A 13,719-nucleotide genomic window follows, 5' to 3' on the forward strand; every position below is an offset into this window, starting at 1 on the left:
TCTCCTACCTTTCGGTCATTCTCCGCAGCGGCATTCGAGTGGAGGTCGCCATCTCGTCCCAGCGGGCGGTCAGTTCGGCGACGGTCGGCGCGGTGAAGAGGATGCTCATCGGTATGTCCACGCCCATTTCCGCGCGCACCCGGGCCACCAGCCGGGTGGCCATCAGGGAATGGCCGCCCAGAAGGAAGAAGTCGTCGTCCAGGCCGACGCGTTCGGCGCCCAGAACCTCGGCGAACAAGGCGCACAACGTCTCTTCCCTGGGTGTGCGGGGAGGCCGGTACTCGTCCCCGGCGAACTCCGGGCGGGGCAGGGCGGAACGGTCGAGTTTTCCGTTGGGGGTCAGGGGCAGTTCGGTGAGGGTCACGAACGCGGCCGGGATCATGTAGGCCGGAAGCCGCTGTCCCACCACCTCCCGCAGCAGCGCCGTGGTGGGTTCGGCGCCCGCCTCCGGCACCACGTACGCCACCAGCCGGCGGTCCCCCGGGCGGTCCTCCCGGGCGATGACGGCGGCGCGGCGCACCGCGGGATGGCGGGTCAGGGTGTGCTCGACCTCGGCAGGCTCGATCCGGTGACCGCGCAGTTTGATCTGGTGGTCGGAGCGGCCGAGGTACTCGACCTCGCCCGCGGCCGTCCAGCGGGCGAGGTCCCCGCTGCGGTACATCCGGGTGCCCGGTGGACCGAACGGGCAGGCCACGAACCGCTCCGCGGTCATGCCCGGCCTGTTGTGGTACCCGCGGGCCAGGCCCTCGCCGGCGATCCAGAGGTCGCCGGTGGCGCCGGGCGGTACGGGGCGCAGTGCCCGGTCGAGGACGAGGATCCGGGTGCCGGCGACGGGGCCGCCGACGGAGGGAGGCATGCCGCGGCCGCCGGGGAGCACACGGGCGGCGGTGGCGTAGACGGTGGTCTCGGTCGGGCCGTAGAGGTTGGTGACCTCCGCGGCGTGCCGGGACAGGGTCTCGGCGAGTGCCAGCGGCAGGGCCTCGCCGGTGGAGATCACCCTCAGCCCCATCAGGCAGTCGGGCGCGTGGGTGGCGAGGCTCTGCCAGAGCGCCGGGGTGGCCTGCATGACGGTGACACGAGACTGCCGGACGAGGTCCAGCAGCGCCGCCGGCTGGGTGATGTCGTCCTTGCCGGCCAGGACGACCCGTCCGCCGGTGAGCAGCGGCAGGAAGAGTTCCAGCGCGGCGATGTCGAACGCGACGGTGGCGCAGGCCAGCAGCCGGTCGTCCGGGGTGAGGGCGAAACGCTTCTGCATACCGGTCAGCAGGATCGCCAGCGCGCCGTGCCGGACCACCACGCCCTTGGGCGTGCCGGTGGAGCCGGACGTGTAGATGACGTAGGCGGCGTGGTCGGCGCCGAGCGGTACGCGCGGGCCGCGGGCGGGGTGCGGGGACCGGTCGGTCAGGTCCACCGAAGCCAGCCGCTTCTCGTCGAGGACCAGGACCGGTGCGCTGTCCTCGACCACGGCCCGCACCCGGGCGGCCGGATACTCCGGGTCCACCGGCACGTACGTGCCGCCGGCCTTCCACACGGCCAGCAGGGCGACCACCAGGTCGGCCGAGCGCGGCAGCAGCACCACGACCCGGGATTCCGGGCCCACGCCCCGCCCGGTCAGCCAATGCGCCAGCCGGCCCGACCGCTCCTCCAGTTCCCGGTAGGTCAGCCGGTGCCCGCGGAACTCGGCACAGACGGTCTCGGGCGTCCGGGCCGCCTGTGCCGCGATCAGTTCGGGAACGGTCCGCCCGGGGGGCGTGACCGCCGTGTCGTTCCAGCCGTGCAGCACCTGTTCGCGCTCGGCGCCGGACAGCACGTCGAGCGCGCCTGCGGTGGGCGGCGAGCCGGCGGCGAACTGCCGCAGGATGCGCACCAGCCGGTCGGCGAGCGCCTCCACGGCGGTCCGCTCGAAGACGTTGCGGCGGTACTGGAAGGAGATCCGCAGCAGCGGGTCGGCCGCCGCGATGACGGTGAGCGGATAGTGGGGCGGGGCGTACGGGCGGATACCCGCCACCACCGGTCGCGCCGATCCGGGTGCCGCTGATGTGAGTTCCGCTGATCCGGGTGCCGCTGATCCCGGGCGTGCCGATGCGTCCGCCGCCGGGTGACCGGTCCGGTCGACCGGGAACGACTCGAACACCACCAGCGTGTCGAACAGTTCGTTCAGCCCGGTCGCCCGCTGGATGTCGGCGAGTCCCACGTGATGGTGGTCCAGCAGCCCGGCCTGGGCGTCCTGGAGCCGTCGCAGCACCTCCGGCACGGCGTCGGCCGGCGCCCACCGCACCCGCACCGGCACCGTGTTGATGAACAGGCCGATCGTGCCGGCCGCACCGGGCAGCCCGGTGGGCCGGCCGGCGACCGTGGCACCGAACAGCACGTCCTCGCTGCCGGTGAGCTGGGCCAGCACCATGGCCCAGGCGCCTTGCACCAGGGTGTTGGTGGTGACGCCCCACTCGGCGGCGCGGCGCGCCAGAGCGGTGGTGTCCTCGCCGGTCAGCGGCACGTCGATCTGCCTGCTGCCGCTGTCGGCGGGCCGGGCACCGGGTGTCGTGGGCGCCAGCAGGGTCGGCTGCGTCACACCCGCCAGTTCCCGGGCCCAGGCGCGGGCGGACTGTGCCGCGTCCTGGTGTGTGAGCCAGCTCAGGAAGTCCCGGTACCCGTGCGAGCGCACGGCGCGTCCGGTGTCGCCCGCCGCGTACAGGTCCATCAGCTCACGTCCGATGAGCGGCACGGACCAGCCGTCGAGCAGCACGTGATGGGCGGTGAGGGCCAGTTCGGCGTGCCGGGGGCCGAGGGTGACGAGGGTCAGGCGCAGCAGCGGCGGGCTGTCCGGGTGGAACCGGGCGTCGCGCTCCCCGGCGAGGATCTCCTCCAGCCGCTGGGCCGCGTCGTCCTCGCCGGTGAGGTCGAGGTGCCGCCAGGGCAGCGGGACGTCGTCCACGACGATCTGCACGGGTGCACCGGTGGCGCCCGGCTGGAACGCGACCCGCAGGTTCGGGTGCCGGTCGAGCAGGGCCTGGCCCGCCGCCCGCAGGCGCCCGGGGTCGACACCGCCCTCGAGCCGGTACACGAACTGCGTCTGGTACGCCTCGGACGCGCTGCTCGCGAGCATCGTGTGGTAGAGCAGCCCGTCCTGCAACGGGGTGAGCGGCCACACGTCGCTGACGCGTCCGAAGCGTCCTTGCCAGTCGTCCAGTGCCTCCTGACCGACGGTGACCAGCGGGACGTCGGACGGGGTCAGGCCTCGTCCCCCGGCTGCGACCAGGTCCCGCAGGCCGCGCAGGGCGGCGCACCAGGTCCGGGACAGGGCGCGGACCTCGTCGGCCGTCAGCACCCCGGTGGCGTAGGTGAACAGGGCGGTGAGGCGGGCGTCGTCGCCGGTCCCGGTCACCAGGGCGTTCAGTTCCAGCGCGCTGGGGGCCGGCATGTCCGCGGCCGGTGCGGCGACCAGCTCGGCGCATTCCGGCGCCGGGATCCAGCCGGAGCCTTCGGTGGGGTCCTGGCCGGGTACCGGCTCCGGGCGTTCGAAGGTGAAGCGCCCCAGGAAGTTGAAGCCGATGTCGTCCGCCGGGTGGGAACGCAGCAATTCGCCGGTGTCGTCGTTGACGTAGCGCAGCAAGGTGTAGCCGATGCCGCCGTCGGGCAGGGCCCGCCGCTGCTCCTTCACCCGCTTCAGGGCGTCTCCGGCGGCTGCCGCCCCGGTGATCGCGGCGTCCACGTCGATTCCGGAGACGTCGAGGCGTACGGGGGTGACCGTGGTGAACCACCCGACCGTGCGGGACAGGTCCGCGCCGGGCACCAGCTCCTCCTGCCGGCCGTGCCCCTCCAGCCGCACGACCGCCGTGCCGTCGGTGAGGCCCCGGCGGCGCCGGGCCAGCGCGAGGACGAGGGCGGTGAGCAGGACGTCGTCGGCGCCGCTGCCGTAGGCCGCGGGGACGGAGGTCAGGAGCGCGTCCGTGAGGTCGGCGGGGAGTTCCACCCGGACGGTGCGGGTGGTGGAGGTGACGTCCCGGGCGGGGTCGAGCGGCCGGGAGCCGACGGGTGCGACGGGGGCCGCGAGCAGCTCGCGCCACCACGCCGCCTCCGCCACCCGCTCGGGGCGGGCCGCTTCCTCGGCCAGGGCGTGCAGCCAGCCCCGCAGAGAGGTGCCCACGCGCGGCAGTACGGGAGTGCGGCCGTCCCGGACCTGCCGCCAGGCGGCGGCCAGGTCGGGCAGCAGTATCCGCCAGGACATGCCGTCGACGACCAGGTGGTGGGCCGCGACCAGCAGGCGCCCGGGCCCGCCCGCGGTCCCCCGGAACCACACCAGCCGCAGCATCCGCCCGGCGCGGGCGTCGATGTGCCGCACGGCTTCGGCGGCGCGGGCGCGCAGCAGGGTCTGCCACGCCTCGCCGCCCCAGTCCCCCGTGCAGTCGACCCGGTCGATGAGGGCTCCGGCGTCCACCGTGCCGGGCGGCTGCACCAGGAGGCCGTCGTCCGTCAACCGTGAGCGCAGGACGTCGTGCCCGTCCAGCACGCAGCGCAGGGCCTCGGTGAGGTCGTGGAGGTCCACGGCCTCGGGCAGCTCCAGCACCAGCCACTGGGCGAGGCGGTCCAGGCCCGGGCCCCGCTCGGCGTGGAGCCGGGCCATGGGGGGCAGCGGCAGCAGGCCGACGCCTCCGCCCTCCGGTTCGGCGAGGGCGGCCGGGGCGTCGGTACGGCTCGCCGCCTGTGCCAGCGCGGCGACGGTGCGGCAGTCGAAGACGGTGCGCGGACTGAGGGCGAGGCCGCCGGCGCGGGCGCGGGCCACCACCTGGATCGCCCGGATGCTGTCGCCGCCCAGGGCGAAGAAGTCGTCGTCCACTCCGATGTCGCTCAGACCGAGCACCTCGGCGAAGGCGGCCGCCAGGAGGCTCTCCTCCCGGGTCGCGGGCGGACGGTGGGCCCGGCGGGTGATCTCCGGCTCGGGCAGCCCGGCCCGGTCGAGTTTGCCGTTCGCGGTCATCGGCAGGCGGTCGAGTGCGACGAACGCCGCGGGCACGAGGTGGGCGGGCAGCCGCGCGGCCACGAAGCCCCGCAGTTCGGCGAGGTCCACACCCGCGTGGAGATCCCAGTCGGCGCCGGCCGGGCGGCTGCCGCCGGCGGTCACCGGGACGATGTAGGCGACGAGTCGGGCGGCTGCGTCCGCGCCCCGGCCGGGCCGGGCGACGACCGCCGCCCGCAGCACCGCGGGATGGCCGGTCAGCGTGTCCTCGATCTCCTGGGGCTCGACCCGGAAGCCGCGGATCTTCACCTGGTGGTCGGCGCGACCGGCGAACTCCAACTCCCCCCGGGCGTTCCACCGCGCCAGGTCGCCCGTGCGGTACATGCGCCGCCCGGGTTCACCGAAGGGGCAGGCCACGAAGCGCTCCGCGGTGAGGCCGGGGCGGTCGTGATAGCCCCGGGCGAGTCCGGCGCCCGCGATGTAGAGGTCGCCGTGGACGCCGGGCGGCAGCGGTCGCAGCCGGCTGTCGAGGACGTAGAGCGCGGTGTTCCAGATCGGGGTCCCGATCGGGACGGTGCGCGCCCCGGGCCGGTACTCCCAGGCGGTGACGTCCACGGCCGCCTCGGTGGGCCCGTACAGGTTGTGCAGCGGTACGCCGAACGTGCGGTGGAAGCGCGCGGCCAGTTCGGCCGGCAGCGCCTCTCCGCTGCACACGACACGGCGCAGCCCCGTGCAGGCGGCGGCCGCTTCGTCGGTGACGAACTCCGCGAGCATCGACGGGACGAAGTGCGCCGTCGTGACGCCGGCCCGCCGGATCAGCTCGGCGAGGTAGTCCGGGTCGCGGTGCCCGTCCGGTCTGGCGATCACCAGGGTCGCGCCGGTGATCAGCGGCCAGAAGAACTCCCAGACGGACACGTCGAACGAGGCGGAGGTCTTCTGCAGGACCCGGTCGGTGCCGTCGAGGCGGAAGCGGTCCTGCATCCAGAGCAGCCGGTTGACGATGGCGGCGTGCGTGACGACGACGCCCTTGGGCCGTCCGGTCGACCCCGACGTGTAGATCATGTAGGCGGGGTGGTCGACACCGTGCGCGGCAGGGGCGACGGGCCCTTCGGCGGGCGGGACGTCGTCGACCAGGAGCACGGGGAGGTCCGTCGGGGGCAGCCGGTCCGCCGTGTCCTTGGCCGTCAGCAGCAGGGCGGGCCGGGCGTCGGCGAGCATGAAGGCGACCCGCGCGGCCGGGTAGTCCGGGTCGACCGGCAGGTAGGCGGCGCCCGCCCTGAGGACCGCGATCAGCGCGACGACCAGTTCCGGGGAGCGGGGCACCGCGACGGCCACGCACCGCTCGGGTCCGGCGCCGCGCTCGGTGAGCAGGCGCGCGAGCCGGCCGGACCTCTCGGCCAGTTCCCGGTAGGTCGTCGGGGACCCTTCCCACAGCAGCGCGACGGCGTCCGGGGTGGCGCGGGCCTGCCGGTCCAGCAGTTCGGTCAGGGTCACCGGCGGCGTGGGCACGGTGGGACCGGCGTACTCGGTGAGCAGCGCGCGCTGCTCGCAGGGGTGCAGCGCGGTGACGGTCCCGACCGGGGCCTGTGGGTCGGCCAGGGCCCTCCGCAGGAAGGTGGTGAACCGGTCCGCGAGCCCGGCGATGTCCTGCTGGTCGTACTCGGTGCGCGGCGCGTCGAACCGGACGTACAGGTCGCTGCCGGCCCGTCCGTCGGTGTAGACGCAGATCATCACCTCGTCGATCACGCCGAAGGTGCCTCCGGCGAAGCGGGCGGTGGCGCCCGCCAGGTCGAGTGCCTCGACGGCGGGGAGGACGTTGACGACGGCGCCGAACGGGCTGCGCGCGTCCGCGGGGTGACCGGTCGCCCGTTTGATCAGGGAGATGTCGTGCCGGGCGTGCCGCAGGACACGGCGCCGCTCCCGGCCGAGCGCCTCGGCCAGTTCCACGAAGTCGGCCTCGGGGTCCACCCGCGAGCTCAGCGGCACCCGGTTGGAGAGCAGGCCGAGGGAGCGGCGCAGCGCGCCGACGCGGTGGTTGACGGTGATGGTCAGCAGCGGCTCGGCCAGACCGCACATGTGCCCCAGGAACGCGGTGGCTGCCGAGGCGATCAGATCCGGCACCGAGGTCCCGGTCGCGCGGGAGGCGCGCTCCCAGTCGGCGAGTTCGGCGGCCGGGACCGTCGTGGTGCGGGTGGACATGCCCTGCGGCTCGGTGAGGCCGTCCCAGTACCCGGGCTCGCCGCCGGCGGCGCCCGCGGGCGGACGGACACCGGCGGGCAGACGGGCGGCGGGCAGGTCACCGGCGAGGTAGTCGGGCCAGAACCGCTCGGCGTCGGCGAACCGCTTCGATGTCCGGTAGGCGGCATCCTTGTCCGCCGCGTCCTGCGGCGGGTTCGGTGCGCCGGCCGGCACCGCCGAGCCGGCGCGCAGCGCCCGGTAGATCTCGGCGATCCGCCCCGACAGCAGGGTGAGGACGCCGAACGCGTCGGTGAGGATGTGGTGGAAGACGAGCACGAGCAGGTGGCGTCCGGGGCCCAGCCGGATGGAGCCCGTCCGCAGCAGCGCGTCCTCGGCCAGGTCGAAGGGCCGGCGCACGAGGTCGGCGACGACGGCGCGGGCCGCGTCGGCCGGATCGGCGGCGTCGCCGACGTCGAGGCGGAACGGCTCCCATGCCGAGAGGTCCCGGGCGACCGGCCGCAGCACGTCGTCGTCCCGGCGGAAGTTCACCTTCAGCGCGTCGGCCTCCGCCACCGCCGCCCGCAGAGCGTCGGCGAGCAGGGCGGTGTCCAGGTCGCCGTCGATGTCCCAGAGGGTCGCCACGTTGTTCGGTACCTCAGGGCTGAACTCCTGCGCGAGCCACATGGCTTCCTGCGCGGATGTGACGCCGGTACAACCCATCCAGATGCCCCCAACACAGTGGTTTCCCGGTCAACGGCCCCTTGCCGTGCCCGATGCTTGTCGTGGTCCAGGTGGTCGAACAACCGCGATGAAAGATGTTGGCCAGAGATCCAGAAGGAATTGGCCACCATCCGAAACTTCCGCGCCATGCGACGCCGGTCGGGGCCTGTTCGGCGCCCGCCCCGGGTGTTGCCGCAGCACGCCCTCCGCCCGCGGAGCCGGAGGGCCGCACGCCGGTCCGCCCGGGCCTAGTGGCGCGGCTCCTCGGCTGTCCCGGCCCGGCTCCGGTTGTCGTGGCCGCTGGTACGGATCACCTGCGCGACGGTCAACTCGTAGGAGTCGTACCAGTGTTCGCGGCCCATGCGCTGCGCCACCCGGTGCTCGGGGTCGCACCGCCACTTGTCGAGTGTCTCCCCGTCGCGCCACATCATGACGGCGAGACGTTCACCGTCCTCCCCGGTGTAGTGCTTCACCTCCACCGGATCGGACCCGGCGATCGCGCGGACCCGCTCCTGCATCCGCTCCTCGGTCGCCTCGTACTCCTCACCGGCCTGCTCGGACAGGTGCGACTTGAACAGGATCACGAACATCCGGAGTCCTCCAGGGTTGCTGTGGTCGGGGCGTGGACGCAGGCGCGCAGCCGGTCGTCGGGCACCGACACCAGTCCGGTGCCGTGCCGGGCCAGCAACTCCGCCACGAGCCGGTCCAGCCGCCGGTCGTCACGCAGTACGGAGGCGTAGCCCTCCTCGGTGAAGGCGCACCGCTCGTACAGCGGGACGAACCGGTCGGGGAAGAGGGCCGTCAGCCGCCCGCGCAGCACATCCGCCGCACTCTCCTCGCGCGGAGGGTTGGCCATGGTGAAGTAGTGCCGGTAGGAGAGTTCGGAGATGGCGTGGGCGTCCTCGGTGCGCGACGTCTCGTAGGCGGCCAGGCCCGCCGACGGGTCGGAGGTGGCGTCGAGGCAGTCGACGAGGACACGGGCGTCCTCGAAGCCGCAGTTCATGCCGTGTCCCATGAAGGGCGCCATCGCGTGACAGGAGTCGCCGAGCAGCGCGAAGGTGTCGCGCCACACCCACCGGTCGCAGTGGACGGCCGTCAGGGTGGAGACCGCCTTGGTGGCGAGTTGTTCCTCGATGTCGGGGATGATGCCGGTCAGTTCGGGGAAGTGGGCGGCGAACAGCGCGGACAGCTCCTGGCCGCCGCGGGCCGCAGCGTAGGACGGGGCGGGGCCGTCGCGGCGCATGAACAGGGAGCCCGACAGCTTCCCCGACGGCAGGGGGTGGGCGGCGAACATGGCCTGCCCGCTGGGCCAGTAGTGCGTGATGTCCGGCTCCAGCCGGCCGGCCGGCACGTCGATCTCCTGGTACGCCAGGTCCAGTGTGCGCACCTCGATCCGGGCGCCGCGTGCCTGGAGAGCTGCCCGGGTGGCGGAGTGCGCACCGTCGCAGCCGAGGATGCGGCGGCACGTCAGCCGGTGGGTGCCGTGCCGGTCCTCCACCTGCACCGCGGGCCGGTCCAGGTCCACGGAACGCACGCGCTGCCCGAAGCGGATGCTCACACCGGGGGTTGCCTCGGCCGCGTCCAGCAGGATCCGGTGCAGCCGGCGGCGCTCCACGGCCCAGATGGGCCGGCCGTCCCGGCTGTAGGGAGTCATCCGCGTCCGGCCGTCGGGCAGGTGCCCGCACCGTCCGTGCAGGGGAACGCATATCCGGCGTACGGCGTCCGCGACACCGAGGTCCGACAGGGCGCGCCAGCCGCGTGCCGACAGCATCACGACGAGGGACCGGCGCTGCGGGCCGGGGTCGGCCCTGGGGTCCGGCCGCTTCTCCAGGACGGTGACGGGTCCGAACCGGGGGGCGAGGTAGCACGCCGCGACCGCGCCGACCAGACCGGCGCCCACGATGACGGTCTCCGGGCTGCGGTCCGTGCGAGTCGTTGCGTTCTCGGCCGTGGAGGGGGTGCCGTTCCCGTCCGTGCGGCCCGTGCCGGTGCCGTTCATGCTGTTCCCGCCCCTCGTCCGTTGGCTCCGCCCGTCGATGCACGGGCGTCCGTGCGTCCGCGCCCGGTCATGGCCGCCGCAGTTCCGCCAGGACCGCGGCACCCACCTCCTTCGTGCCGAGAGGCCCGCCGAGATCGGGGGTGACTCGGCCGGCCGCCACAGCCGCGGCGACCGCCCGGCGTACGGCGTCCGCCTCCTCGTTCCGGCCCAGGTGCTCGGCGAGCAGCGCCACGGAGAGGATCGCCCCGAACGGGTTGGCGGTGCCGCTGCCCGCGATGTCCGGGGCGCTGCCGTGCACGGGCTCGAACAAGGCTCGTCCCGTCACCGGATTGAGGTTGGCGGACGCCGCGACGCCCAGGCCGCCGGCGAGCGCGGCCGTGAGGTCGCTCAGGATGTCGCCGTAGGAGTTGTTGGTGACGATGACGTCGAAGCCGGTCGGGTCGGTGGCCAGGCGCAGCGCGGCGGTGTCCACGTAGAGGTGGGACGTCGCGATGTGCGGGTGCCGTGCCACCGCCTCGCCCCAGCACCGCTGCCACAACTGCCCGCCGTTGCGGACGGCGTTGGCCTTGTCGACGAGGCACACCGACCTGCGTGCTACGGAGAAGGCGAACTCCAGCACACGTGACACCCCGTGGCGGGTGCTGAGGTCCACATCCACGGCGATCTCCTCGGGTGTCCCGGTCCGCGCACCGCCGCCGATGCCGCTGTAGAGCCCCTCGGTGTTCTCCCTGACGATCACGCAGTCGATCGCCCGGCGGGTCGGGTCGCGCAGCGGGCTGAGCCTGTCGTGCCAGAGCCTGGCGGGCCGGTAGTTGACGTACAGGTCCAGTTCGAGACGCAGGGTGGTGAGAACGCCGCGCACGTACGGTGTGTCGCCGAGCCGGGGGTCGCCGACCGCGCCGAGGAGCGCCGCCTCGCTGGACCTGATCCGGTCGAGGTCGGAGCCCGTCAGGGCCTCCCCGGTGCGCAGGTACGTGTCCGCGTTGACGTGGTCGAGGATGTCGGTGCGCGTCCCGAGGCCGAGCGCGTCGAGGACGTCCAGGGCCGGCTCGATCACCTCCGGGCCGATGCCGTCACCGGGGATCACCGCGATGGTGGTCACGGCCGTCTCACTTCCGGCCCTGGCTGAGCACGTCCTTGACGAGTTCCGCGACGTCGGCCGTCACGTGGAAGTGCCCGCCCGGCCGCACGGTCTCGGTGAAGCCGCCGGTGGTGACGGCCGCCCAGCCCGCCAACTGGTCCTGCTCCACCAAGGGGTCGCCCTCGCCGTGGTAGCAGCGCACGGGGCAGGACAGCGGACGGGTGCCGGGGCGGGGGCGGTAGGTGGCGTGGGCCCGCAGGTCGGAGCGGATGACGGGCAGGAGCAGGTCGCGCAGTTCGGCGTTCCCGGCGACGGCGGGTTCGATGCCGCCCAGTGCGCACAGGGTCGTCCAGAACTCGTCGTCGGGTGCCTTGTAGGTGTCCCTGTCGGTCATCCGGCCGGGTGGCAGAGCCGCGGAGACGCAGAGTGCCCGGGGCCCCTCGCCGGCGTCCCTCAGCAGCAGGGCGGTCTCGTAGGCGACCAGGGCGCCCAGGCTGTGCCCGAAGAGGATGTGGTCGCCCGGCGGCAGACGCCGCAGCTCCGCCGCGACGGAGGCGGCCATCGCGGTCACGTCGTCCACCGGGGGCTCCCCGAAGCGGTCGCCGCGGCCCGGGTACTGGACGGCCATCAGGGACACCCCGGGCGGCACCGCGGCGGCCCACTCGCCGAAGGCGATCCCCGAGCCCCCCGAGTGCGGGAAGCACACCACCCGCAGGCCGAGCGGGTCACCGGTGGCCAGCGACCGCACCCATCCGCGCTCCCGTTTCCCGCTCATCCTGTTCGCCCTCCCGGCGGCCGTCGTTCCGTCCGCACCATGTTTGCCACTCGCCGGGGATTCGCACGGCCCACGACAGATGTCGGCAAGAGACCGGGGGGCGGGGCGCCTTGACGCTGACGATGCCAAGGGAGGCGAGGCGGCACGACGCGCGACCGCGACCGGCGGCCCACGGCCCGCGGCAGGGCCGGTCCGGTTTCGGTCCGGTCCGGTTTCGGTCCGGGTCGAGCGTCCTCCTGGAGCAAACAGGACCGCCATGCCGCCCCGATCGTCACCCCGCTCCACGCCTCGATCGACCTCTGGAAGGGACTGTGACCATGCTTGACGGTTTCGTGCACTGGCCCGAGCACCTCGTGACAGAACTGCGCCGGACCGGAGTCTGGCTCGGCCGACCGCTCGGCGACCTGCTGCACGAGTCGTGCGAGCGGAACGCCGAGCGGGTGGCCGTGGTGTGCGGCGAACGCCGGATGACCTACGCGGAGTTGACCCGGCGGGCGGATCGGCTGGCGGGTGGCCTGATCCGCCTGGGCATCAGGCCCCTGGACCGGGTGGTGGTGCAGCTGCCCAACGTCCCCGAGTTCGTCGTCGTGGTCTTCGCCCTGATGCGGGCCGGTGCGATCCCGGTCCTCGCACTGCCGGGTCATCGCAGAGCCGAGATCGCGCACCTGTGCGCGCACTCCGGAGCTGTCGCCTATGTGGTGAAGGACGAGTTCGGCGGGTTCGACTTCCGCACGATCGCCCGGGAGATCGCACCGGTCCCGCACGTGATCGTCAGCGGCGACGCCCAGGAGTTCACCTCGCTGGAGTCGCTGGAGGCACTGGACGCGAAGGACGTCACGCTGCCCCGCGTGGACGCGTCCGCCCCCGCGCTGTTCCTGCTCTCCGGAGGCACCACCGGGCTGCCGAAGCTGATCCCGCGGACCCATGACGACTACGCGTACGTCATGCGGGCCAGCGCGGAGGCGATGCAGGTGGGCGCGGAGGTGGTGTACCTCGCCGTCAACCCGGTCGCGCACCAGGCGGCCCTGGCCTGCCCGGGCGTCCTCGGCAGCATCCTGCTGGGCGGCAAGGCGGTCCTCACGTCGAGTGTGCGGCCCGACGACGTCTTCGCGCTGATGCTCCGCGAGGGGGTCACGGTGACCACGGTCGTGCCCTCGGTGCTGCGGCTGTGGACCGACGCCGGGCGACCGCCCGGGGAACTGTCCCGCCTGCTGATCCAGGTGGGCAGCGCACCGCTCGACCCGGCCCTGGCGCTCCGTGCGGCGAAGACACTGGGATGCAGGGTGCAGCGGTGGTACGGCATCAGCGAAGGGCTGCTGACCCACACCCGGCTCGACGACCCGGAGGAGGTGGCCGTCGGCACGGACGGCCGGCCCATGTCACCGGGTGACGAGGTGCGCGTCGTCGACGAGACGGGGAACCCCCTGCCCGACGGGGAAGCCGGCGAAATGCAGGTCCGGGGCCCCTACACGATCCGCGGGTACTACCGCGCCCCCGAGGAGAACGCCCGCTCGTTCACGCCGGACGGCTTCTTCCGCACCGGCGACCTCGTCCGACGCCGCCCGGACGGCAACATCGAGATCGTCGGCAGGATCAAGGACGTGATCAACCGGGCCGGCGAGAAGGTCTCCGCGGAGGAGGTGGAGCGGCAGCTGCGCACCCATCCCGCGGTCCGGGACGCGGCCGTCATCGGCGTGGCGGACACCGTGCTCGGCGAACGGACCTACGCCTTCGTCGTCCTCGACCAGGCCGACGTCCGCCCGTCCGCCATGAAGGAGTTCCTGCGCGGTCGCGGCCTGGCCACGTACAAGATCCCCGACCGGCTGATCCCGGTGCCGCAGCTTCCGCGCACACCGATGGGGAAGGTCGACAAGAAGGCGCTGCGGAAGTTGACACCGGCCGTCGAGTGAGGCGTCGCAGGGGCCCTGGTGTGTGGCAGGCGATCGCCGCCGGGCCCACCGACTCGAGCCGGAGCGCAGCGCAAGCGGCTTCGGCGCTCACGGCGTGCG

At 73.6% G+C, this 13,719-nt stretch carries 6 protein-coding genes; 1 reads left to right on the plus strand and 5 read right to left on the minus strand.

The annotated features are described in order from the left end of the window. Window positions 1–4 precede the first annotated feature (4 nt). The 5 genes from ACH4C6_RS30225 to ACH4C6_RS30245 form a co-directional block, all read right to left on the minus strand. Complete coding sequence (locus ACH4C6_RS30225) at window positions 5–7,855, minus strand: amino acid adenylation domain-containing protein (protein WP_398111809.1); 7,851 nt, start codon at window positions 7,853–7,855, stop codon at window positions 5–7. Window positions 7,856–8,103: 248 nt separating this feature from the next. Continuing rightward, window positions 8,104–8,445, minus strand: coding sequence for an antibiotic biosynthesis monooxygenase family protein (locus tag ACH4C6_RS30230; RefSeq protein WP_398111810.1), 342 nt, complete (start codon window positions 8,443–8,445; stop codon window positions 8,104–8,106). Next, complete coding sequence (locus ACH4C6_RS30235) at window positions 8,436–9,854, minus strand: FAD-dependent oxidoreductase (protein ID WP_398111811.1); 1,419 nt, start codon at window positions 9,852–9,854, stop codon at window positions 8,436–8,438. The genes ACH4C6_RS30230 and ACH4C6_RS30235 overlap by 10 nt, the downstream gene beginning before the upstream one ends. Window positions 9,855–9,921: 67 nt before the next feature. Then, a complete protein-coding gene (locus ACH4C6_RS30240; protein WP_398111812.1) occupies window positions 9,922–10,956 on the minus strand; it encodes an isocitrate/isopropylmalate dehydrogenase family protein in 1,035 nt (344 codons plus the stop codon). 7 nt (window positions 10,957–10,963) lie between these two features. Next, window positions 10,964–11,710, minus strand: coding sequence for a thioesterase II family protein (locus tag ACH4C6_RS30245; RefSeq protein WP_391883116.1), 747 nt, complete (start codon window positions 11,708–11,710; stop codon window positions 10,964–10,966). Between the two features lie 317 nt (window positions 11,711–12,027). On the opposite strand from ACH4C6_RS30245, the gene ACH4C6_RS30250 reads away from it, so the two are divergent. Next, window positions 12,028–13,620: a (2,3-dihydroxybenzoyl)adenylate synthase gene (locus ACH4C6_RS30250; protein ID WP_398111813.1), complete on the plus strand. Its 1,593-nt coding sequence runs from the start codon at window positions 12,028–12,030 to the stop codon at window positions 13,618–13,620. Window positions 13,621–13,719 lie beyond the last annotated feature (99 nt).

Origin of the sequence: Streptomyces sp. NPDC017943, from assembly GCF_044328425.1 — a bacterium.
Taxonomy (GTDB): Bacteria; Actinomycetota; Actinomycetes; order Streptomycetales; family Streptomycetaceae; genus Streptomyces; species Streptomyces djakartensis_A.

Coding starts and splice junctions, on each gene's coding strand:
- ACH4C6_RS30235 (WP_398111811.1), bottom strand. CDS start 9,854: ATGAACGGCACCGGCACGGGCCGCACGGACGGGAACGGCACCCCCTCC.
- ACH4C6_RS30250 (WP_398111813.1), top strand. CDS start 12,028: ATGCTTGACGGTTTCGTGCACTGGCCCGAGCACCTCGTGACAGAACTG.
- ACH4C6_RS30225 (WP_398111809.1), bottom strand. CDS start 7,855: ATGGGTTGTACCGGCGTCACATCCGCGCAGGAAGCCATGTGGCTCGCG.
- ACH4C6_RS30230 (WP_398111810.1), bottom strand. CDS start 8,445: ATGTTCGTGATCCTGTTCAAGTCGCACCTGTCCGAGCAGGCCGGTGAG.
- ACH4C6_RS30245 (WP_391883116.1), bottom strand. CDS start 11,710: ATGAGCGGGAAACGGGAGCGCGGATGGGTGCGGTCGCTGGCCACCGGT.